This window comes from Duganella sp. Root336D2 (assembly GCF_001425005.1).
Lineage (GTDB): Bacteria > Pseudomonadota > Gammaproteobacteria > Burkholderiales > Burkholderiaceae_D > Rugamonas.
This window is the reverse complement of sequence record NZ_LMDB01000001.1, coordinates 712074-732174: the sequence shown is the minus strand read 5'-3', so window position 1 is coordinate 732174 and position 20101 is coordinate 712074. Positions and strand designations below refer to the sequence as shown.

The 20101-nt window shown below is 63.0% G+C and carries 21 protein-coding genes and 1 tRNA gene; 16 read left to right on the top strand and 6 right to left on the bottom strand.

The genetic code is table 11. The features are described 5' to 3' along the window. The first annotated feature begins 60 nt into the window (after nucleotides 1–60). Nucleotides 61–136 (top strand) — tRNA-Gly (locus ASD07_RS03035). A 142-nt stretch (nucleotides 137–278) separates the two neighbouring features. Next, on the top strand, nucleotides 279–1232 hold the full coding sequence (locus ASD07_RS03030; RefSeq protein WP_055924924.1) for a chemotaxis protein: 954 nt from the start codon (nucleotides 279–281) through the stop codon (nucleotides 1230–1232). A gap of 7 nt (nucleotides 1233–1239) precedes the next feature. Here the strand turns inward: ASD07_RS03030 and fghA are convergent, their stop codons facing one another. Next, a complete protein-coding gene (fghA, locus tag ASD07_RS03025; RefSeq protein WP_055925332.1) occupies nucleotides 1240–2085 on the bottom strand; it encodes an S-formylglutathione hydrolase in 846 nt (281 codons plus the stop codon). A 74-nt stretch (nucleotides 2086–2159) separates the two neighbouring features. On the opposite strand from fghA, the gene ASD07_RS03020 reads away from it, so the two are divergent. The 6 genes from ASD07_RS03020 to ASD07_RS02995 all read left to right on the top strand — a co-directional run bounded on the left by ASD07_RS03020 (nucleotide 2160) and on the right by ASD07_RS02995 (nucleotide 7143). Next, nucleotides 2160–3344: a cation:proton antiporter gene (locus ASD07_RS03020; protein WP_055924921.1), complete on the top strand. Its 1185-nt coding sequence runs from the start codon at nucleotides 2160–2162 to the stop codon at nucleotides 3342–3344. Between the two features lies 1 nt (nucleotide 3345). After that, nucleotides 3346–4464 (top strand): YbdK family carboxylate-amine ligase, encoded by a 1119-nt coding sequence (locus ASD07_RS03015; protein WP_055924920.1) that lies wholly within the window; start codon nucleotides 3346–3348, stop codon nucleotides 4462–4464. 101 nt (nucleotides 4465–4565) lie between these two features. Further along, a complete protein-coding gene (locus ASD07_RS03010) occupies nucleotides 4566–5645 on the top strand; it encodes an MBL fold metallo-hydrolase (protein WP_162246525.1) in 1080 nt (359 codons plus the stop codon). Between the two features lie 30 nt (nucleotides 5646–5675). Further along, nucleotides 5676–5990 (top strand): hypothetical protein, encoded by a 315-nt coding sequence (locus tag ASD07_RS03005; RefSeq protein ID WP_055924917.1) that lies wholly within the window; start codon nucleotides 5676–5678, stop codon nucleotides 5988–5990. 3 nt (nucleotides 5991–5993) lie between these two features. Next, the gene (locus tag ASD07_RS03000) at nucleotides 5994–6692 is read left to right on the top strand and encodes a phytanoyl-CoA dioxygenase family protein (protein ID WP_055924914.1); all 699 of its coding nucleotides are present in this window, start codon (nucleotides 5994–5996) and stop codon (nucleotides 6690–6692) included. Then, complete coding sequence (locus tag ASD07_RS02995; RefSeq protein ID WP_055924911.1) at nucleotides 6667–7143, top strand: hypothetical protein; 477 nt, start codon at nucleotides 6667–6669, stop codon at nucleotides 7141–7143. The genes ASD07_RS03000 and ASD07_RS02995 overlap by 26 nt, the downstream gene beginning before the upstream one ends. On the opposite strand, the gene ASD07_RS02990 is transcribed toward ASD07_RS02995, so the two are convergent. The 3 genes from ASD07_RS02990 to ASD07_RS02980 are packed head-to-tail and all read right to left on the bottom strand — an operon-like array spanning nucleotide 7140 to nucleotide 9179. Beyond that, complete coding sequence (locus ASD07_RS02990; RefSeq protein ID WP_055924908.1) at nucleotides 7140–8093, bottom strand: gamma-glutamyl-gamma-aminobutyrate hydrolase family protein; 954 nt, start codon at nucleotides 8091–8093, stop codon at nucleotides 7140–7142. The two genes, ASD07_RS02995 and ASD07_RS02990, sit on opposite strands and share 4 nt — an antisense overlap. Before the next feature lie 54 nt (nucleotides 8094–8147). Further along, a complete protein-coding gene (locus ASD07_RS02985) occupies nucleotides 8148–8789 on the bottom strand; it encodes a phosphoribosyltransferase (RefSeq protein ID WP_055924906.1) in 642 nt (213 codons plus the stop codon). Between the two features lie 54 nt (nucleotides 8790–8843). Continuing rightward, the gene (locus tag ASD07_RS02980; protein WP_055924902.1) at nucleotides 8844–9179 is read right to left on the bottom strand and encodes a flagellar basal body rod C-terminal domain-containing protein; all 336 of its coding nucleotides are present in this window, start codon (nucleotides 9177–9179) and stop codon (nucleotides 8844–8846) included. 116 nt (nucleotides 9180–9295) lie between these two features. Between ASD07_RS02980 and ASD07_RS02975 the strand changes: the two genes are divergently transcribed. Both ASD07_RS02975 and ASD07_RS02970 read left to right on the top strand, forming a co-directional pair. After that, nucleotides 9296–9853 carry a TetR/AcrR family transcriptional regulator gene (locus ASD07_RS02975; RefSeq protein WP_055924899.1) on the top strand — a complete coding sequence of 186 codons (558 nt, stop codon included), beginning with the start codon at nucleotides 9296–9298 and terminating at the stop codon, nucleotides 9851–9853. A 201-nt stretch (nucleotides 9854–10054) separates the two neighbouring features. Beyond that, nucleotides 10055–11092: a CocE/NonD family hydrolase gene (locus ASD07_RS02970; RefSeq protein WP_156397846.1), complete on the top strand. Its 1038-nt coding sequence runs from the start codon at nucleotides 10055–10057 to the stop codon at nucleotides 11090–11092. Here ASD07_RS02970 and ASD07_RS02965 read toward each other — a convergent pair whose 3' ends face one another. Continuing rightward, nucleotides 11093–11503, bottom strand: a complete 411-nt coding sequence (locus ASD07_RS02965) for a hypothetical protein (protein ID WP_156397824.1) — start codon at nucleotides 11501–11503, stop codon at nucleotides 11093–11095. Between the two features lie 99 nt (nucleotides 11504–11602). On the opposite strand from ASD07_RS02965, the gene ASD07_RS02960 reads away from it, so the two are divergent. Genes ASD07_RS02960 through ASD07_RS31340 form a run of 6 tightly spaced genes read left to right on the top strand, consistent with a single transcriptional unit; the run spans nucleotide 11603 to nucleotide 19173 of the window. Further along, nucleotides 11603–13276 carry an NAD(P)H-dependent oxidoreductase subunit E gene (locus tag ASD07_RS02960; RefSeq protein WP_055924895.1) on the top strand — a complete coding sequence of 558 codons (1674 nt, stop codon included), beginning with the start codon at nucleotides 11603–11605 and terminating at the stop codon, nucleotides 13274–13276. Further along, a complete protein-coding gene (gene fdhF / locus ASD07_RS02955) occupies nucleotides 13273–16056 on the top strand; it encodes a formate dehydrogenase subunit alpha (RefSeq protein ID WP_055924894.1) in 2784 nt (927 codons plus the stop codon). The genes ASD07_RS02960 and fdhF overlap by 4 nt, the downstream gene beginning before the upstream one ends. Further along, the gene (locus tag ASD07_RS02950) at nucleotides 16053–17009 is read left to right on the top strand and encodes a formate dehydrogenase accessory sulfurtransferase FdhD (protein WP_082507073.1); all 957 of its coding nucleotides are present in this window, start codon (nucleotides 16053–16055) and stop codon (nucleotides 17007–17009) included. Before fdhF ends, ASD07_RS02950 begins: the two co-directional genes overlap by 4 nt. Next, nucleotides 17009–17716 carry an ABC transporter permease gene (locus ASD07_RS02945; protein WP_055924892.1) on the top strand — a complete coding sequence of 236 codons (708 nt, stop codon included), beginning with the start codon at nucleotides 17009–17011 and terminating at the stop codon, nucleotides 17714–17716. The genes ASD07_RS02950 and ASD07_RS02945 overlap by 1 nt, the downstream gene beginning before the upstream one ends. Before the next feature lie 5 nt (nucleotides 17717–17721). Continuing rightward, nucleotides 17722–18366 carry an energy-coupling factor ABC transporter ATP-binding protein gene (locus ASD07_RS31345; RefSeq protein WP_055924889.1) on the top strand — a complete coding sequence of 215 codons (645 nt, stop codon included), beginning with the start codon at nucleotides 17722–17724 and terminating at the stop codon, nucleotides 18364–18366. Further along, nucleotides 18367–19173, top strand: coding sequence for a substrate-binding domain-containing protein (locus tag ASD07_RS31340; RefSeq protein WP_055924886.1), 807 nt, complete (start codon nucleotides 18367–18369; stop codon nucleotides 19171–19173). Here ASD07_RS31340 and ASD07_RS02930 read toward each other — a convergent pair. Then, on the bottom strand, nucleotides 19170–20051 hold the full coding sequence (locus ASD07_RS02930) for an alpha/beta fold hydrolase (RefSeq protein ID WP_055924883.1): 882 nt from the start codon (nucleotides 20049–20051) through the stop codon (nucleotides 19170–19172). The two genes, ASD07_RS31340 and ASD07_RS02930, sit on opposite strands and share 4 nt — an antisense overlap. Nucleotides 20052–20101 lie beyond the last annotated feature (50 nt).

Below are 20101 nucleotides of genomic sequence, written 5' to 3'. Positions count from 1 at the left end.
ATGACAAACGAAAAAGAACTTGTCACTCTGGATAGTGGCTGTCATAATAGCGCCTCCCCTGCGGGAATAGCTCAGTTGGTAGAGCGCAACCTTGCCAAGGTTGAGGTCGAGAGTTCGAGACTCTTTTCCCGCTCCAGAATTCTTAGAAGGACGCCAACGTGCGTCCTTTTTTTGTTGTTTCTGCCCCTCATCGCTCCCGGATGTCAAAAAAAGGCCGGTATACTGCCGAAACATTCCATACCAAAGGGAATGCCATTTAAAGCAGACTGGAGCGATCGATGAATTCCGTTCAACAAGAAGTTGACGAGCGTAGCAACCTCACAAACTCCAACAAGTTCGAGCTGCTGTTGTTCCGCCTCGGTGTCGATGGCACCAGTGGCAATTCCGAGTTATACGGCATTAACGTCTTCAAGATCCGCGAGATTGTTGCGATGCCGACCGTGACCGCCGTCGCAGGTTCGGAGCCGCATATGCTGGGTGTGGTCAACCTGCGCGGCCAGATTATTCCTGTGATGGACTTGCCGGGCATTGTCGGCGTCAAGCCAAAGACTGGCCTGAACATCATGCTGGTGACGGAGTTCGCGCGCACCACGCAAGCCTTCGCCGTTGAATCGGTGGACGAGATCGTGCGCCTGGACTGGAGCCAGGTGCTGAGCGCTGAAGGCAGCCACGGTAGCGGCATGGTGACCTCGATTGCGCGCGTCGATGGCGACGTGCAGAACACCCGCCTGGCGCAGGTGCTGGATGTGGAAACCATCCTGCGCAACCTGTCCCCAAGCGACGGTAAGGAAATCGACGAAACCGCCGTCGGCCGCCTGCCGCTGAAGCCAGGTACCTTCATCCTGGCTGCTGACGATTCGGTCGTTGCGCGCAACCTGATCGAGCGCGGCCTGGAAGCCATGCATGCGCCGTTCGTGATGATGAAGACCGGTAAGGAAGCGTGGGACAAGCTCAATCACATCGCCGAAGGCTGCAAGGCCGAAGGCATTCCGGTGGAAGACCGTGTGGCCCTGGTGCTGACCGACCTGGAAATGCCGGAGATGGATGGCTTCACGCTGACCCGCTTGGTGAAGCAGGATGCGCGCTTCTCCAAGATCCCGGTGGTGATCCATTCTTCGTTGTCCGGCAAGACCAACGAGGACCACGTAAAGGGCGTCGGTGCTGACGCCTACGTGGCCAAGTTCGTAGCGGAAGAACTTGCGGAAACGATCCGCAAGGTGCTTACGAAGTAATGTCGCTTCAAAGCTCTTTTAACTGGCGGCTATGCAGCTTCACATGGTCGCCAATGAAGCTCGAAATAAAGTAGTAGCCATGATCGTAGCCCGCATGCCGGCGCAGCTCCAAAGGCTGTCCGGCGGCGCGGCACGCATCCTCGAACACTCCCGGATATAACTGCTCCTCAAGGAATTTGTCGGCCAGGCCCTGGTCGATCAGGATGCCATTAGGGAAGGGTGCTTCGTCCTGTACCGACATCAATGCGCTGGCGTCGTGCTGCAGCCAGGTCTCCTTGTCCGGCCCCAGGTAGCCCTCGAACGCTTTCTGCCCCCAAGGGCAGCGTACCGGCGCCGCAATCGGCGCGAAGGCCGATACGCTGCGGAACAGGTCCGGCCTGCGCAAGGCCAGCGTCAAGGCGCCATGCCCACCCATCGAATGGCCGAAGATGCCGATGCGCTTGGCATCGACCGGCAGTTCATCGATCACCAGTTGGCGCAGCTCGTGGATGTAGCTCTCCATGCGGTAATGCTGCGACCACGGCGCTTGCGTCGCATCGAGGTAGAAGCCCGCGCCTTCGCCGAAATCCCAGCACGCTGTTTCACCTTCAATGCCCGTGCCGCGCGGACTGGTGTCCGGCGCGATGAGGACCAAGCCTTCACGCGCGGCATGCTGCTGCGCGCCGGCCTTGATGGCAAAGGTCTCCTCGCTGCAGGTGAGTCCCGCGAGATAGAACAGCGCGGGCAAGGGCCCTTGCGCTGCCTGCGGCGGAATGAAGATGGAGAAGCGCATTGGCAAGCCAATCGCTTCCGACTCATGCCGGTAGAAGCGCTGCACTCCACCATGGCAAACGTGTTCGCTGATCATGTCCATGCATGGCATTGTAACGGAGATAAGTGCGACGCGTTTTTCACAATTGCAATATAGTACGGCTCGGAGGTACGTTTATGACCGATTTGTTAGTCATCTCTGACGAACTCGCATGGCCTTGCGCCATGCTGCTGGCATGGCTCGCAGGTGAGTTCGTTCATCGTTGGAGTAATCTGCCGCGCATCAGTGTGTACGGTTTGGTGGGCTTCCTGCTTGCGCAGGCGATGCCCGATCTTCTTGTGCCGGACGGCAGCAGCCAGGTAACGCTGCTCGCCAATATCGCTTTCGGCCTCATCCTGTTTGAATTCGGTTACCGCATCAACCTGCGCTGGCTGCGCGTCAATCCCTGGATTGCCGTCAGCGGCCTGGCAGAATCTGCGCTCACGTTCGGCGCAGTGTTTTCAATCGCTTACTGGCAAGGCATGCCGCCGTTGACGGCGCTGTTGCTTGCATCCTTGGCGATGTCCACTTCGCCGGCAGGCGTGCTGCGCGTGATTAATGAGGAACGCAGTTCGGGCCAGGTGACGGAGCGCGTGCTGCATTTGGTGGCAATGAACTGCGTGCTTGCGTTGTTCGTGTTCAAGGTGGTGGTTGGTTTCTGGGTATTCCAGACCTCCGGCAGCCTGACGCAAGCCGTGTCGCGCAGCGTGATCGAGCTGCTCGCTTCGGCCGTGCTGGGCGCGGTGGCAGGCATGCTGGTGCCGGCGCTACTGCGCAGCATTGGCACGCTGGCGCGAGATGGCACCGTGGCTTTTGCCATGGTGGTCGTGCTGCTGGTGTCGATCACGCAGGCGGCCGATTTGTCGCCCGTGCTGGCGACCCTGACCTTCGGCCTGATGGCGCGCCATCGCCGCGTGACCTTCACGCGCACGCAGCGTAACTTTGGCGCGATCGGCGAACTGTTGACGGTGCTGCTGTTTGTGTTTGCTGTCTCCACGCTGGACTGGCAGCGCGTAGTGTTCGGTGCTTCGCTGGGCGCATTGCTGTTGCTGGTGCGCTTCGCTACCAAGACCATCGCCGTCGCGCTGCTCTCGCACGTGGCCGGTATTTCATGGCGCAAGGGCGCGTTGATCGGCGTAGCGCTGTCGCCGATGTCGGTGTTCGGCATCCTGCTCCTGGAGCAGACGCGCTATATGGGTATTGTGCTGGTGGATGAACTGGCTGCGCTGGCCGCCATGACACTTTTCATGGAAGTGCTGGGGCCGGTCATTACGCAGCGCGCGCTGATCCGGGCGCGCGAAACGGCAAAAGAGGAGGGCTGATATGCCGTTGGAAGAATTCAAATCGTCGCAAGCTTTGACAATGGGGGTCGAGCTCGAGCTGCAATTGGTCAGCCTGTCCGACTTCGACCTGACCGCGTCGAGCCCGGACTTGCTGCACCTGTTGGCGCGCAAGCCGTTTCCCGGCCACGTCACGCCGGAGATCACCGAGAGCATGATCGAGATTAACAGCGACGTGCACACCAATCACAGCGAGCTGGTGGCCCAGTTGCGCGAAACGCGCGATACCCTGGTACGGGCGGCCGACACGCTGAATATCGGCATTTGCGGCGGCGGGACGCACCCGTTCCAGCGCTGGTCGGAGCGCAAGATCTTCTCGAAGCCGCGCTTCAAGGAAGTGTCGGCGCTGTATGGCTACCTGGCCAAGCAGTTCACGATTTTCGGCCAGCACGTGCACATCGGCTGCACCAGCGGCGACGATGCGCTGTACCTGCTGCATTCCCTGAGCCGCTACGTGCCGCACTTCATCGCGCTGTCGGCGTCGTCGCCCTACGTACAGGGGAACGACACCCTGTTCAACTCCGCGCGCCTGAACAGCGTGTTCGCCTTCCCCATGAGCGGCCGCGCGCCGTTCATCCTGAAGTGGGACGAGTTCGAGCACAGCTTCTTCTCGAAGATGGAGCATACGGGCGTGATCAAGTCGATGAAGGACTTCTACTGGGACATCCGCCCCAAGCCTGAATACGGCACGATCGAGCTGCGCGTCTGCGACACGCCGCTGACGGTGGAACGCGCCGCGGCTTTGGCCTGCTATCTGCAGGCCCTGTGCTCCTATCTATTGGAGCGCAAGGAGGAGCCGCCGGCCGAAGACGACTACCTGGTCTACAACTACAACCGCTTCCAGGCCTGCCGTTTCGGGCTCGATGGCACGGTGGTGCATCCGAAGACCTACGAGAGCCTGTCACTGCGTGAAGACATCCTGACCACGCTGCGCCGCATGGACCTGCATGCCGAAGCGCTGGGCGGCAGCGCTGCGCTGAACCACCTGATGCAGGTGACCCACATGGGCAGCGATGCCCACTACCTGCGGGCGGAATTCGATTCCTCCGGCAGCGTGGAGGGCGTGGTGGATGCGGCGATTGCGAAGTTCAGGGGTAATTGATCGGCTGGCGGCGGCGCCAGGGCGCCAGCCGCTATCGGCGACGCGCGGAATTCCAGGCGATTGGATATAATTGACATTTTTTCAACATGTCGCGCCGCACCATGTCCGCCGTTCCCGCAAAGCCCCGCGCCATCAGGCGCGCCATTGTCGCCACTGTCATTCTCCTGCTTGCGTTGGTGCTTGGCGCATCGTTGCTCGCCAGGATGCCGTTTGCCAGCGACCAGGTATTCGGTAAGCTGCGCTCCGGCCAGCTGTGGAGTGAAAAGGCGCGCTACGTGGACGACTGGTATGCGGTTGAGGCGATTGACGATGGCAGCTACATCATCGCGGAACCCAAATCCTCACAATACAACTCTTCCTACCTGCTGGTTGGCGGCGATCGCGCGCTGTTGATTGACGCTGGATCCGGCGAGCGTCCCGCCAACATCCGCTCGATTCGGGCGCTGGCCGAAAGCCTGACTGCCAAGCCCCTCATGCTCGCGCTTTCGCACTTCCACTTCGACCATATCGGAGACCTGGATGCATTTGAAGGTGCGCTGGTGCTCGCGACAGCAGAGCTGCAATCCAGGGCGCAGGGCGGCAGGCTGCAGATCGCTGCCGCGGAATCGCTCACCGGCTCGCGCGCCTTGCGCATCCAGCGTTGGTTGGGGGACGGCGAGAAGATTGACCTTGGCGGCCGCGCCATCGAAATCCGCTCTACGCCGGGCCATGCGCAGGAGTCTGCAACCTTCGTCGACCGTGAGCGTCAATTGGTGTTTGCCGGCGACTTCCTCTACCAGCACCTGGGTGGACTGGTCGTATTCCTGCCCGGCAGCGACACGTGCGTCTACGCTCATGAAATCGGGAAACTGCTGGCCACGACGAGCAAGTCCTATCGGTATTTCGGCGCCCATGGCAAGCCGGAGTTTGATCACGACTGGGCCGATCGCGTCCGCTTGGCGATGGGCGAGCTGGCGAGCGGTGCCGCCAAGCCTGTGCTGGCCGAGAGCTACCTCGCTCCTGGCCTGCCGCTGCATATGCACCGGCAAGACCAGCTATTGATATACCAGCCGCCGTTTGTTCCGGCGTCAGTGCTGTATTCCTGGCGCTCGCTGGCAGTGCTGGGCACTGCATTGGCGCTGATATCGGGCATTTTCTGGTGGCTGTTCGGGGCATTGGGACGACCCCGGTCCGCAGTATAATCAGGCACTTCCAGTTAATTCGAATAGCTCATGAGCGATAACAGTGTCCTGGGGATCTACACCTTCGAAGGGATTTTCGAAGGCAAGCCGGTCTATGAATACGCACACCCGCAAGAGCATGCGCTGCACAAGTGCATGCTGTTCCTGCTGCAGGAAGGCGCGGATGCCCTCTGGGACTCTGCGATTATCGAGGCCAGCAAGTTCGGATTCGAGGAAGTTGCGATGGACGCGTTCAGTGTCCTGCAAACTGAAATGCTGGAGCAGAAGCCGTTCGTTGACCTGCACCCTCACATCGAAGAATCCCTGACCCTGGGCAGCTCCCTGGTCTTCTACGAAAAACCTTAAACGATGGCTGACGCTGCCGATTTTGCGCGGCGCGGGTTTGCGGTCATTGCCGGTGCCGTCGATGCCGGGCAATGCGCACGCTATGCCGCGCAAATCGGTACCCACGACACGGCAGGGTCCCGGACTTTGCTGTCGCAGGCTTGGTGTGCAGAGCTTGCGGGCTTCCTCACTGCTTCACCTGCGGTTCGGAACCTGCTGCCGGCCGGCCACGTCCCTGCGCAATGCACTTTCTTCGAAAAATCGGGTTCCGTGAACTGGCTGGTGCCGGTGCACCAGGACCTGAGCATCCCTGTGTACGAGCAGGTCGAGGGGACGGCCCTGCGCGGCTGGTCGCGCAAGGAAGATGGCTGGTATGTGCAGCCTCCGAGCGGATTGCTGGAACAGCTGGTCGCAGTGCGGCTGCATCTTGACCCTTGCGGTGCGGAGGACGGTCCGGTGCATGTGGTGCCGGGGTCGCACCGGCAAGGAGTCATTCCGCCGCAGGATGCGGCGGCATTGCGCCAGGACGAGCAAGCCTGCCTGGCGCAGGTGGGCGACCTGCTGGTGATGCGACCGCTACTGTTACATCGTTCCTCAAAAGCAACAGGCACCAGTCGCCGCCGGGTATTGCATTTCCTCTTTGGTCCTGCTGAGCTACCACATGGATTAGAATGGCCAAAGCGGGGAGGATGGCAATATGAAACTGATTATCGCGATATTTAGCCTGGTGTTCAGCCAGGCCTCGCTGGCAGCTGCAAACACATTGCCAGCGGCGGACGAAGCTGCCGCATTCAAGGCCGCGGGCTTCAAACAGCATGGAAAAGCATGGAAGTCCTGCGCTGACTCCGGGGCGAGCTATGTGCCGGGCGCGATCGAACAAGTCAAAGACCTGAATGGCGACGGCCAACCTGAAGCAATCATCACGGAAAGCGGCACGGCATGCTATGGCGATACTGGCGTCGGCTATGCCCTGGTCAGCAGGCAGTCCGATGGCAAATGGAAGCTCATTACCCATGGCGCCGGCATCCTGACTGTGCTCCATACCAGGGGCAAGGACGGCTGGCCCGACATCGAAATCGGCGGTCCGGGCTTCTGCTTCCCTATCGAGCGCTGGAATGGCAGCGCGTATAGGCAGCACCAACTGCAATACGACGGGAAGCCCTGCAAGCGTTAAAAGCGCGTTTCGCGCGCGGCGCGGAGGAAGCTGTCGAGGATGCCGGTGCAATCGAGCAGTTCAACGCCGCCCGCGCGGTGGAATTCGGGGTGCCATTGCAGGCCCATTACGAAGGGCGCCCGCGTGTAGCGGATTGCTTCGATCATATTGTCCGGATAGGACAGCGCTTCCACCTGCATATCCTTGCCCAGCGACTTCACCGCCTGGTGGTGGATGGAGTTCACCAGTGCGCGTTGCGGGCCCCTGACCATATTAGGCAGCGAGGAGCCGGGCGGGAAAGTGACTTCGTGCCGGTGCCGGTCGTAATCGTCGGACACGTGGGCATGGGCGTCCGGAACATCGGTCGCAATGTCCTGGTAGAGGCTGCCGCCGAAGGCGACGTTGAGCAGCTGGCATCCGCGGCAAATACCCAGCACCGGCTTGCCTGCTTCGACGAATTCATGCAACAGCTCCAGTTCGTACATGTCGCGCGCCCGGTCGCCGCTCCATTCAGGCTTGGTCGGCGCTTCGGCATAGCTTTGCGGCGATACGTCGGCGCCGCCTTGCAGCACCAGGCCGTCGAGGTGCTTGGCGTAGTCGCGCAGGCGGATATTGGAGGGGTGCAGCAGGCCCGATGTATTCACGGTCGGGATCATGAACACCAGTACGTCGCGCGACATCACCCACTGCGCCACGGACTCTTCGAGATATTGCAGGTTCTTGCTGCGCAGCCCCGTGGCGCCGGGCTCGGGATGGTAGATGCGGGCCGAAACCCCGATGTGCAAAGGCCGCTGGACGATATGCCGCGTCGCGGCGGCAGCCCAGCGCTTGTAGCGCGCAACGATCACGCGCCCCCACAGCGTGAAGATGGTTTCGCCGGGATCAAGGTAGCGCGGCGCGTCGCCGGCGCGCCGCCGCTGCCCGCGGTCTCCTTCGCGGCGATCCTGTTTGCGGGGATCGTGTTCGGTCATCCGTTGGCTGCCTCCTCTGCGCCAGTGTCGCACACGCGGCAATTCAAAGTCGCACTACTGGCTCGCCAGCAGCTCCAGGACTTCTTCTTCCGACACCTGCGGGAAGCTGCGGTAATGGCGGCTGACGGACATGAAGTTCATCGGCGCGGCAAGGTAGACAATGCCGTCGGCCAAAGGCGCGATCACTTCCAGCGAATCCGGCGCAGCCACGGGTACGGCGGCAATCAGCTGCTTTGGCTTGCGCGCGCGCGTGGAGCGCAGGGCTGCGGCCATGGTGGAACCGGTGGCCAGGCCATCATCGACAATCACCACGGTGCGGCCCTCCGGGTTGGCCGGCGGCCGCCTGCTGCCGTATGATGCGCGGCGGCGGCGCATCAGCTCAAGCTGCTCGTGGGTCTGCAACTCGACCCATTCCATGCTGGTACGGGTGCGGTTGAAATAGGGCGCCAGCTCGCGGTTGCCATGCTCGTCCACGGCGCCGACCGCCAGCTCGGGATCGATGGCAGAGGGAATTTTTCGCACCAGTACTACATCAAGCTCGCCATCGAGGCGGTCGGCAATGATGCGCCCCATCGGCACGGCGCCGCGCGGAATGGCAAGGATCAGGGGCCGGCTGCCGCGCAGGTACACCAGCTTTTCGGCCAGCAGCTCGGCGGCTTGATTGCGGTCCTGAAGGGGGAGTTCGATGTCGTCCATGCTAGCCTCCGCCACGCTGCACATACGACAGCATAGCGCGGGAAGGCGCTGGCGTTAAGCCTTGATATCGAGCAGTGTACCGATTCGTTCGTCGGCAGCCTGGATCACTTTGGCCGACAGGTCGAAGTTGGCCTTGTAGACCAGGGAGTTGGTGATCGAACTGGCCGGATCGGTGCCTGACGGTGCGCCGCCAGCGTTGGCGGCAGCCGACAGGTCGCGTGCCGCAGTGGAAATGGTGACGCTGGTGCCGCCCGCGGTTTCCTGGAACGTGGCCTGCTGCGGCTGGAAGTTCTGTGTCGCCAGGTTGGCGACGTTGTGTCCTTCCACGTCCAGGGCGCGCTGGTTTGCTTGAAGGCCGGACAGGCCGGCCTGGAGTGCGGAGATCGTCATGGCGCCAGTTTACATGATTCCACATGGAAATTACCAATCACTGCCCAAAAAATAAGCAGGCCGTGCAACACATGGTATGATGATGACCGCAATGATTGATGCGGGGGAGGCTGGCCATGAAGATCACCAGGGAAAAAGCAGCGGAAAACCGGCAAGTGCTGGTCGAAACGGCTGCCCGGCTGTTCCGGGAAAAGGGGATTGACGGGGTTGGCGTGGCAGAGATCAGCAAGGCCGCCGGGCTCACCCATGGCGCGCTTTACGCCCATTTCCCCTCGAAAGACGCGCTGGCGGCGGAGGCAATGCAGTTCAGCACACGTTCCGCCTATGGCAAGGTGACTGAGCACCCGGTGACGCTGGCGCAACTGGTCGATTACTACCTGGCGCCGGAACAGCGCGACAACCTTGCGCAAGGCTGCCCTTTGGCGGCTGCCGCCAGCGAGGTGGCGCGCCAGGATGCTTCAGTGGGTGCAGGCTATACCAGCGGTTTCCGCCAGATGGTGGAATACATCAGCCAGCAGCTGCCGGCCGGGGAAGGCCAGCGGCAACAGGCGCTCGCGGTCATGGCAGCGCTGGTGGGCGGCATCTCGGTGTCGCGAAATGTCTACAAAACCGACCCCGAATTAGCCGACGAAGTACTGGAATCCATGCGTTCCATGCTCCTGAAGCTGAGTTAATTGCTACGTTTGTCGTTTTGGGATTGCTTTCCTGAGCGGTGCGCATAAGAATCTGGGATATTGCCCCTACGCATTGTTCCGGAGAGCATCATTAATTCCTTCGCCGCACGTGTCGCCGCCATACTGCTGGCCTGTGCAAGCCTGCCATTCGCGCGGGCCGGGGAAGCTGCGCTCGACTCTCGCCTGCATGAGCAGATCATCATGGTTCCGGCCGGCCGCGCGCAGAGCGTACAACTGGAGACCACTGTTTTCCGTCCTCCTGGCGCCGGCCCGTTCCCGCTGTTGATCATCAACCATGGCAAGGCACCGGGCAATCCGAAGTTCCAGTCGCGCGACCGCTTCATTTACCTGGCCACGGCCTTCGTGCGGCGCGGCTACGCGGTAATGGTGCCGATGCGTACCGGCTTTGCCAATTCGACCGGCAAGTTCGTTGAATATGGCTGCAATATGACGGCCAATGGCTACGAGCAGGCGGGCGATATCGCCGACGTGGTGCGTTTCGCGCGTACCCAGCCCTGGGTCGACAATGATCATATCGTGCTGGCCGGCCAGTCGTTTGGCGGCCTGGCGAGCATGGCCGCGGCTACCCAGGACCTGCCGGGTGTGCGCGGCATCATGAATTTTGCCGGGGGCCTGAAGGTGCATGGCGACCTGTGCAACTGGCAGGGCGCCCTGGTCAAGGCGTTTGGCGAGTACGGCCGCCGTAACAAGCTGCCGAGCATGTGGATGTATGGCGCGAATGACAGCTACTTCGGACCGGAACTGGTGGCACGCATGCATGGCGCTTTCACTGCGGCCGGCGGCAAGGCTGACCTGGTGGCTTATGGCGCGTTCAAGAAAGACGCGCACGGTTTGCTCGGCAACCGCGATGGTGCGGCGGTCTGGTTGCCGGAAGTCGAGCGCTTCCTGGCCGGCGTCGGCATGCCGACCCGCGAGGTCTACGCCGTGGCCGAACCGCCGGCGCAAAAGGCCACCCGCTATGCTGCATTGGATGACGTAGGTGCCGTTCCCTACGTGCCCCAGCGTGGCCGCGAGCAGTATCGGGAGTTCCTGAACAAAGCTACGCCGCGCGCCTTTGCGATTTCGGCCACCGGTTCATGGGGCTGGGCGGAAGAGGGCGAGAACACCAACGAAAAGGCGCTGGCGGCCTGCCAGGCGGCGAGCAAGGAACCGTGCCGCCTGTATTCGGTGGATAACGATATTGTCTGGTCCGAGCACGGCACTGCCGGCCGCAACTGATCACGCCAGCGTCAGTCCGGCGACGACGGTAAGCGCGGCGCTCAGGTAGCCGAGCGGGCGCTGGCCCCAGCGCATGCGGCAGGCCAGCACGGCACTGGCGCGGTGCAGGTGGACGAAGGCGTAACTGGCCAGCAGGTTTTGCAGCGCCACCCAGGCATGCATCATGATCGCGGCGCCCAGCAGGGCAAGGCCGCCGCCCCGCGCGATCGCGCTAAGCTCCACGGCGGTGGCGATCACCGCGCCTTGCGCGATCCCCAGCATCATTCCCAGCATCGCCACCCGCATCAGGCGCGGATGGAAATACTGGCGCTGCCATTGTGGAACCAGGCTGAACGCATGCAGTACGAGGACGATTGTCAGGCTCAACTGGTAAAGGTCCAGCATGGACGCCAGCGATTGAAAATTTTCCACGGTTGACCTCCCGTGCTGTGGCATCCTTATACTGACGATAACATGTTCCGCCCCAGGGCCACGCATGATACCCTGAGGTAAGCAAGGCCATTTCGCGAGGTGAATCAGGGCATGATTCCTATTGCAGTGCAGGGTGCCAGCCGGGAGAGGAAGCGCCAGCGGCCGAAAGGCCGGCAAGTCGACGCTGCTGCACTGCAGCAGGTGCAGGCTTTGCTGGACGGCCTGCCGCGCAGGCGGGATCTGCTGATCGAGTTTCTGCATCTGATCCAGGATGCATATGGCTGCCTGTCGGCGGCGCACCTGGCTGCACTGGCTTCCGAGTTGCGGCTGGCGCAGGTTGAAGTCTTCGAAGTCGCCACCTTCTACCACCATTTCGATATCGTTCGCGAAGGCGAGCTCCCGCCGCCGGCGCTGACGGTGCGCGTGTGCGATGGCTTGTCGTGCGAGATGGCTGGCGCTGGCGAGCTGCTGGCGCGCTTGCCGGCGATGCTGGGGCGGGAGGTGCGGATCGTATCGGCGCCTTGCATCGGACGCTGCGAGCAGGCCCCGGCAGTGCTGGTGGGCCAGCGGGCGTCGGGCCTGGCCAGCTGCGAGAGCGTGTCGGCGGCCGTCGCGGCCGCGGCAAGCACCGGCGCCGCGCAGTGCATCGGCGAGGGCGAGGGCGCAGCGTTTGCGGTCCTGGGCGAATGCCTGTCCGGTGCACGCTCGGTGGAGGCTGTGATTGGTGCGCTCGAAGATGCCGGGCTGCGCGGGCTGGGCGGGGCCGGCTTCCCGGCTGGGCGCAAATGGCGGATTGTGCGCAACGAGCCAGGGCCGCGCCTGATGGCGGTCAATATCGACGAAGGCGAGCCGGGAACGTTTAAAGACCGCTTCTACCTCGAACACAATCCCCGGCAATTCGTTGAAGGCATGCTGATCGCCGCCTGGGCGGTTGGCATCGACGAGATCTATGTCTACCTGCGCGACGAATACCACGATTGCCGCCAGCTGCTGCAGCAAGAGCTGGCGCGACTGGGCGACGGCTCGCCCCGCATTCACCTGCGGCGCGGCGCCGGCGCCTATATTTGCGGCGAAGAATCCGCCATGATCGAATCGATCGAGGGCAAGCGCGGCATGCCGCGGCTGCGGCCACCGTATCTGGCCCAAGTGGGCCTGTTCGGCCGCCCAACGCTTGAACACAATTTCGAGACCTTGTACTGGGTGCCGCAGATCCTGGCGAAGGGCGCGGCATGGTTCACCAGCCATGGCCGCCATGGACGCAAAGGCCTGCGCTCGTTCTCTGTGTCCGGGCGTGTGAATCAGCCCGGCGTCAAACTGGCGCCAGCCGGCATTACGGTTCAGGAGCTGATCGACGAATACTGCGGCGGCATGCCGGGCGGTCACCAGCTTTACGCCTACCTGCCGGGCGGCGCATCGGGCGGCATCCTTCCCGCCAGCATGAACAACATCCCGCTCGACTTCGACACCTTGCAACCATATGGATGCTTCATCGGTTCCGCCGCCATCATCGTGCTGTCGCAGCATGACAGCGCACGTGCCGCGGCGGGGAATATGATGCGGTTCTTCCGCCACGAGTCCTGCGGCCAATGCACGCCATGCCGCGTTGGCACGGCGAAGGCGGTCGACCTGGTCGCGCAGCCGGTGTGGGATGAAAGCCTGCTCGGGGAGCTTTCGCAAGTGATGCGCGACGCCTCGATCTGCGGGCTTGGCCAGGCCGCGCCCAATCCGGTCGACTGCGTGCTGAAATATTTTCCGCACGAGGTAAGGCGATGATCGCCTTCGAACTCAATGGCCGCGCGATGCAGGCGGCAGAGGGCGAAACATTGCTGCAGGCGGCGCGTCGCGAAGGCATCCGGATCCCGCACCTTTGCTACATGGACGGCATGGCGCCAGCGGGCAACTGCCGCGCATGCATGGTGGAGATCGATGGCGAGCGGGTGCTGGCGCCAGCATGCTGCAGGCATCCCACGCTAGGCATGAAAGTCAGCAGCGACAGCGCGCGCGCGCTCGCAGCGCAAAAGTTGGTGCTGGAACTGCTGTTGGCCGATATGCCGCAGCAGGGGCATACGCGGCATAACGAAGTCGCATTTTGGGCTGCGGCGCTGGCGCTCGGCAAGCCGCGCTTCACAGCCCGCCGGCAGCCCGCGCGCGACCTCTCGCATGCCGCCATCGCGGTCAATCTCGATGCCTGCATCCAGTGCACGCGCTGCCTGCGTGCCTGCCGCGACGAGCAGATGAATGACGTGATCGGCCTGGCCTGGCGCGGCGACCAGGAGAAGATCGTGTTCGACATGGACGACCCGATGGGCGCATCGACCTGCGTGGCCTGCGGCGAATGCGTGCAAGCCTGTCCGACCGGAGCCCTGATGCCGGCGCGGGATGCCGCGCTGGCGCTGCCCGACAAACGCGTCGACTCCGTTTGCCCATACTGCGGCGTTGGCTGCCAGCTCACTTACAACGTCAAGGGCAACAGGATCCTGTTCGTGGAGGGCCGCGACGGGCCAGCCAACCAGGGCAGGCTTTGCGTGAAGGGCCGCTACGGCTTCGACTATGCCCATCACCCGCACCGCCTGGTCAAGCCCCTGGTACGGCGCGCCGATGCCCCGCCAAAATCGGGCGGCTTCACCATGGACCCTGGGCGCGTATACGACGTATTCCGTGAAGCGAGCTGGGAAGAAGCGCTGGCGCTGGCCGGCGGCAAGCTGGCAGCCATCCGCGATACGAACGGGCCGCGCGCGCTGGCCGGATTCGGCTCGGCCAAGGGCAGCAACGAAGAAGCCTACCTGTTCCAGAAGCTGGTGCGCATCGGATTCGGCAGCAATAACGTCGACCATTGCACCCGCTTGTGCCACGCCTCCTCGGTCGCCGCGCTGCTGGAAGGGATAGGTTCGGGCGCCGTATCCAACCCGGTCAAGGATGTGATGAAGGCAGAAGTGGTGATCCTGATCGGCGCCAATCCGGCGGTCAACCACCCAGTAGCGGCGACGTGGATCAAGAATGCCGTAAGCCAGGGCACCAAGCTGGTGGTATGCGACCCGCGCCGCTCCGACTTGTCGCGCATCGCCCACCGCTTCCTGCAATTCAAGCCGGATACCGACGTCGCATTGTTGAACGCAATGATGAACGTGATCGTGACGGAAGGGCTGGTGGACAAGGATTTCATCGCCAGCCGCACCATCGGTTACGACGAGCTGGCGGCGAACGTGGCCGATTACAGTCCGGAAGCCATGGCGCCAATCTGCGGTATCGAGGCCGAAACCATTCGCGAAATAGCCCGCCTGTACGCCCAGTCCCGCGCCTCGATGATCCTGTGGGGCATGGGCATTTCGCAACACGTGCACGGCACCGATAATGCACGCTGCCTGATTGCACTATCGCTGATGACGGGGCAGATCGGCCGGCCGGGCACCGGCCTGCATCCGCTGCGAGGGCAGAACAATGTACAGGGCGCCTCCGACGCCGGCCTGATTCCGATGATGTACCCCGACTACCAGCGCGTAACCGAACCAGCCGCCAAAGCCCGTTTCGAAAGCGCCTGGGGACTGGAGCCCGGCACGCTGGACGACAAGCCCGGCCTGACCGTGGTGGAAGTGATGGATGCCGCCGCGGCAGGACAGGTCAAAGGCATGTACATCATGGGCGAGAACCCCGCCATGTCCGATCCCGACGCAAACCATGCCCGGGCAGCGCTGGCGACGCTCGAGCACCTGGTGGTGCAGGACATCTTCCTCACCGAAACGGCCTACCTGGCCGACGTGATCCTGCCCGCCAGCGCCTTCCCCGAAAAAACCGGCAGTTTCACCAATACCGACCGCCTGGTGCAGATCGGACGCCAAGCGCTGGAACCGCCGGGCGAAGCGCGGCAGGATTTGTGGATTATCCAGCAGCTCGCGCAACGACTGGGCCTGAACTGGCAATATGGCGGCGCAGCCGGCGTTTTTGCAGAGATGCGTCAGGTGATGCCAAGCATCGCAGGCATCACGTGGGAACGGCTGGAGCGCGAACATGCGGTGACCTATCCATGCCACGAGGAGGGCGATCCCGGTACGCCGGTGGTTTTCACGCAGGATTTCCCGCGCGAGTCTGGCCGGGCGCGTTTTGTGCCGGCCGATATCATTCCCGCCGACGAAAGGCCGGACGCCGCGTACCCGATGGTCCTGATCACCGGACGCCAGCTCGAACACTGGCACACCGGCAGCATGACACGCCGCACGGCGGTGCTGGACGCGATCGAACCCGACCCGGTAGCCCTGGTGCATCCGCTCGACCTGGCAGCCCTGGGCGGCGAGCCAGGGGACGTGGTGACGATAGCATCGCGGCGCGGGCAGGTTTCGCTGTATGCACGGGCCGACGACAGTTCGCCGCGCGGCGCAGTGTTCGTGCCGTTCTGCTATTACGAAGCAGCGATCAACAAGCTGACCAACCCGGTCCTCGACCCGTTTGGCAAGATCCCCGAATTCAAGTACTGTGCAATCAAAGTCACGCTGGGCGGCACGCTCGGCGCCCAGTCCAGTTTTGGCGGCGGCAAAGCGATGGAGGCGGCAGGCGCATGAGACTACCGGAAATGACGCACGCCAGCGTGCCGCTGACGCAGGAAGTGGAAGCAATCGACGAAAAAGGACGCCGCTCGCAGATCCACATCCCCACCGAACGCCCGCTGACCGTGTACGTGGACAAACGCGAGCTGGTCACGCTGATGACGCTGGGCGGCGCGCCGGAAGCGCTGGTGCTTGGCTACCTGCGCAACCAGCGCCTGGTGCGGTCGGTGGAGGATGTGGCATCGATCCATGTCGACTGGTCGGTTGGCGCAGCGGCAGTCAGGACGCGCGAAGGGGTAGCCGACATCGAACAGCGCACCGCGCGCAAAGTGGTGACAACCGGCTGCGGCCAGGGTTCCGTGTTCGGCGACCTGATGGACGAAGTGGACGACATCATTCTGCCGCCCGACGCACGCCTGAAGCAATCCGGCGTGTACCGGATTGTCGAGGCCATCCGCACGCAGCAGTCGATCTACAAGCAGGCGGGCTCGGTGCACGGCTGCGCCCTGTTCACGCAAGCGGGCGAGCTGATGTACTTTGTCGAAGACGTAGGCCGCCACAATGCGGTCGACTCGATCGCCGGGAAAATGTGGCTGGACGGCGTGGACGGCGGCGACAAAGTGTTCTATACGACCGGCCGCCTGACATCCGAAATGGTGATCAAAGGGGCGCAGATGTCGATTCCATTCCTGTTGTCGCGCTCAGGCACCACGCAAATGGGCCACAGCGTCGCCAGCCACCTCGGCATGACGCTGCTCGCCCGCTGCACCGGCCGCCACTTCCTGCTGCTGACATCCCCCGGGCGCCTGGTCGCCGAACCCGAGTTGGCCGAACTACCGCCGAGCCCGTGTCACACCATGGGGTCACACCCCAAGTGTGACACGGGCTCGTCCGTGGAACCGGCTGAGCCCGTGTCCCCTTTGGGGTGTGACCCCATGGTGGGACACGAGCTGGGCAGGGAGGGCTGATGGGGCTGGCCGATGCGGTGCGCGGGGCGTTCGGATTGCTGTTCAATGGCGATCCTGTGCTGTGGCGGATTGTGTGGGTGTCGGTCAGCACCAGCGTGCTTGGCTTGCTGATTGCTACGCCAATTGCGATTGCCGGCGGCTACGCCATCGCGATGAGCGAGTTTCGCGGCAGGCGTATCGTGATCTGGCTGGTGCAGGCGGCCTTGTCGTTGCCGACGGTGCTGATTGGACTCCTGCTGTACATGATGCTGTCGCGCCACGGGCCGATGGGCGGCCTGCAGTGGCTGTTCTCTCAACCTGGCATCGTGGCGGGGCAGGTGGTGATTGCGCTCCCGGTGCTGCTGGCCTTTACACTGGCGGCCGTTCAGGCGGCAGATCCGCGCTTCGCTGAAACGGCGATCGCGCACGGCGCTTCGTCCTGGCGCGTCATGTCGACACTTCTTTTTGAAGTGCGTTTTGGCGTGATGGCGGCAATTATCAGCGGCTTTGGGCGAGTGATTTCGGAAGTCGGCTGCGCCATGATGGTGGGCGGGAATATCGCCGGCGAAACCCGCACTATCACGACTGCCATTGCACTGGAAACGAGCAAGGGTGAATTCGCGCAGGGCATCGCACTGGGCGTGGTGCTGGTGGCCATCGCACTGGCAATGAACGGCGCCATGCTGGTGCTGCAAGGCGACGCCCATGCCGCCCGGGGACGGGGGTGACGCCCATGCTATCCATTGCCCGCCTGACCAAGCGTTATGGGGAAAACCTGCTGTTCGACTTGAAGGACTTCAAGCTCGATGGAGCGCGAGCCTACGTCCTGACCGGAATGAACGGCGCCGGAAAAAGCACGCTGCTGCGGGTACTGGCTGGCTTGGCGCCGGCCGATGCGGAGGGCATTCACTTCGCGGGCGAAGCGGTGACGCTGGCTCCATATCCGGCGTCACTGCGCCGCGAAATCGTCTACGTGCACCAGCATCCTGTGATGTTCTCAACCAGTGTGGCCGGCAATATCGGCTACGGCCTGAAAGCGCGCGGCATGGCGCGCGCCGATGCGGCGCAACTGGTTGAAGAAGCGATGTACTGGGCCGGTGTGCAGCACCTGCGCGGCAGCCGACCGGCCACCTTGTCAGGCGGTGAAAAGCAGCGCGTGGCGCTGGCTCGAGCCAAGGTGCTGCATCCGCGCCTGTTGCTGCTCGATGAACCAACCGCCAGCCTGGATGGCGAGGCGCGCGAACAGGTGTTGGCATTGATTCCTTCGCTGACGCAGTCGGGCAGCACGGTCGTCATGGCGTGCCACGACCGGGATTTGATCAACCTGCCGGATGTGCGGCGCCTGAAGCTGCGCGACGGCCAACTAGAGGAGAAATGAATGAAGCGTCGGCTCCTGCTTGCCTTTGCCGCAGCATTTGCGCTGTCCGGCAGCGCGTATGCCCAGCAGATTATCCGGCTGTCCACCACCACCAGCACGGAAAACTCCGGCTTGCTGGCCTACCTGCTGCCGGCCTTCGAGGCCAGGACCAACAGCAAGGTGCATGTGATTTCGGTCGGCACAGGTAAGGCGCTGGAGCTGTCGAAGAATGGCGACGTGGATGCCACCCTGGTGCACGCGCGTTCGGCGGAAGACAAATTTGTTGCTGAAGGCTGGGGCGTGGACCGGCGCGACGTGATGTACAACGACTTCATTCTGGTCGGCCCATCCAGTGATCCATCGGGCATCAAGGGCGGCAAGGATGTCCTGGCTGCGTTTCGCAGGCTTGCTGGCGGCCAGGCGAAGTTTATTTCGCGCGGCGACAATTCCGGCACGGACATCATGGAAAAAGCCTATTGGAAGCAGGCAGGCGCGCAGCCGGCCGCTGCGCTGTACGTGTCGGCGGGCCTGGGCATGGGTGAAGTGCTGAATATGGCGGCCGAGATGGGCGGCTATACCCTGACCGACCGCGCGACCTACGGCGTGTACCAGGCCAAGACCGGCCTGGCCCTGATGGTTGAGGGCGACCAGCGCATGTTCAATCCTTACGGCATTATCGCCACTAATCCGGCCAGGCATCCGGGCGTGAACTACAAGGGCGCCCGCCAGTTGATCGACTGGATTACGTCGCCGGAGGGACAGGCGAAAATTGCGCAGTTCCGGCCGGGCGGGCAGCAGCTGTTCTTCCCAAGCGCCAAGCCTGATTAAGCGCGCTGCAGCCAGGCGAGAAGCGCATCGGCCACTGCACCCGGATTCTCGCGCTGCGGGAAGTGGCCGACGCCGGCCAGCAGCGCGCGGTGATACGGCCCGCTGAACAGGTGGTCCTTGTGTTCGGAAGTTTGCGGGCTGTTGGCGCCATCTTCCGTGCCATGCAAGGTGAGCGTCGGCACGCCGATGACGGAATCGTGCCGCAGCCGGTCTTCCTGCATGGCGTAATGTGGGTCGGAAAGGGCCAGGCCCCAGCGATGGCGGTACGAATGCAGCGTCACGTTGATCCAGTCCGGATTGTCCCAGGCGTGCATGGTGTCGTGGAAAACGCCCTCGCCAAAATGCCACGATGGCGACCAGGTGCGCCACAGCAGGAGGGCGAGTTCGCGCCGTTCCTTGCGCAGCGCTTCGGCGCCGCGCTCGGTCGACATATACCATTGGTACCAGTAATTGCGGGCCTGGTGCAGGCTCAGTGCCTGGTTCGGGTCATTGGTGCCCCAGCCGACCGACAATGCCATACAGCGCATCACGCGCTGCGGAGCCAGCAGGGAGGCGATGTAGGCGGCGCGGGCCCCCCAGTCGTGCCCGACCACATTGAATCGTTCGATGCCCAGTGCCGTGGCGAAGTCCAGCAAATCCTGGGCAAGGGCGCTTAACTGGCCGCTGCGCGGCGTGGCGTGATCGAGGAAGCGGGTTTCGCCAAAGCCGCGCAAGCTGGGCACGATCAATCGGTAGCCGCAGCCTGCCAGGTAGGGCAGGACGCCATCCCATGTGTGCATATCATCCGGCCAGCCGTGCAGCAGGAAGATCGGCTCCCCCTGCATGTCGCCATGCTGGCGGAAGGCAATGCGCAAGCGGTCGGTGTTCACGTATTCCATGTTGCCTCCTGGCGGGCGAAGCGTGCCCTCGGGATTATAAGCCTGCGCTA

What these genes read in the sequence shown, in the direction of transcription:
- ASD07_RS31340 (WP_055924886.1), top strand. Translation starts at nt 18,367, where the DNA reads ATGAAGCGTCGGCTCCTGCTTGCCTTTGCCGCAGCATTTGCGCTGTCC.
- ASD07_RS03010 (WP_162246525.1), top strand. Translation starts at nt 4,566, where the DNA reads ATGTCCGCCGTTCCCGCAAAGCCCCGCGCCATCAGGCGCGCCATTGTC.
- ASD07_RS03005 (WP_055924917.1), top strand. Translation starts at nt 5,676, where the DNA reads ATGAGCGATAACAGTGTCCTGGGGATCTACACCTTCGAAGGGATTTTC.
- ASD07_RS02930 (WP_055924883.1), bottom strand. Translation starts at nt 20,051, where the DNA reads ATGGAATACGTGAACACCGACCGCTTGCGCATTGCCTTCCGCCAGCAT.
- ASD07_RS03030 (WP_055924924.1), top strand. Translation starts at nt 279, where the DNA reads ATGAATTCCGTTCAACAAGAAGTTGACGAGCGTAGCAACCTCACAAAC.
- ASD07_RS02945 (WP_055924892.1), top strand. Translation starts at nt 17,009, where the DNA reads ATGGGGCTGGCCGATGCGGTGCGCGGGGCGTTCGGATTGCTGTTCAAT.
- ASD07_RS02990 (WP_055924908.1), bottom strand. Translation starts at nt 8,093, where the DNA reads ATGACCGAACACGATCCCCGCAAACAGGATCGCCGCGAAGGAGACCGC.
- ASD07_RS03020 (WP_055924921.1), top strand. Translation starts at nt 2,160, where the DNA reads ATGACCGATTTGTTAGTCATCTCTGACGAACTCGCATGGCCTTGCGCC.
- ASD07_RS02975 (WP_055924899.1), top strand. Translation starts at nt 9,296, where the DNA reads ATGAAGATCACCAGGGAAAAAGCAGCGGAAAACCGGCAAGTGCTGGTC.
- fdhF (WP_055924894.1), top strand. Translation starts at nt 13,273, where the DNA reads ATGATCGCCTTCGAACTCAATGGCCGCGCGATGCAGGCGGCAGAGGGC.
- ASD07_RS03015 (WP_055924920.1), top strand. Translation starts at nt 3,346, where the DNA reads ATGCCGTTGGAAGAATTCAAATCGTCGCAAGCTTTGACAATGGGGGTC.
- ASD07_RS02995 (WP_055924911.1), top strand. Translation starts at nt 6,667, where the DNA reads ATGAAACTGATTATCGCGATATTTAGCCTGGTGTTCAGCCAGGCCTCG.
- ASD07_RS02980 (WP_055924902.1), bottom strand. Translation starts at nt 9,179, where the DNA reads ATGACGATCTCCGCACTCCAGGCCGGCCTGTCCGGCCTTCAAGCAAAC.
- ASD07_RS02950 (WP_082507073.1), top strand. Translation starts at nt 16,053, where the DNA reads ATGAGACTACCGGAAATGACGCACGCCAGCGTGCCGCTGACGCAGGAA.
- ASD07_RS02985 (WP_055924906.1), bottom strand. Translation starts at nt 8,789, where the DNA reads ATGGACGACATCGAACTCCCCCTTCAGGACCGCAATCAAGCCGCCGAG.
- ASD07_RS02970 (WP_156397846.1), top strand. Translation starts at nt 10,055, where the DNA reads ATGGTTCCGGCCGGCCGCGCGCAGAGCGTACAACTGGAGACCACTGTT.
- ASD07_RS03000 (WP_055924914.1), top strand. Translation starts at nt 5,994, where the DNA reads ATGGCTGACGCTGCCGATTTTGCGCGGCGCGGGTTTGCGGTCATTGCC.
- ASD07_RS31345 (WP_055924889.1), top strand. Translation starts at nt 17,722, where the DNA reads ATGCTATCCATTGCCCGCCTGACCAAGCGTTATGGGGAAAACCTGCTG.
- fghA (WP_055925332.1), bottom strand. Translation starts at nt 2,085, where the DNA reads ATGGACATGATCAGCGAACACGTTTGCCATGGTGGAGTGCAGCGCTTC.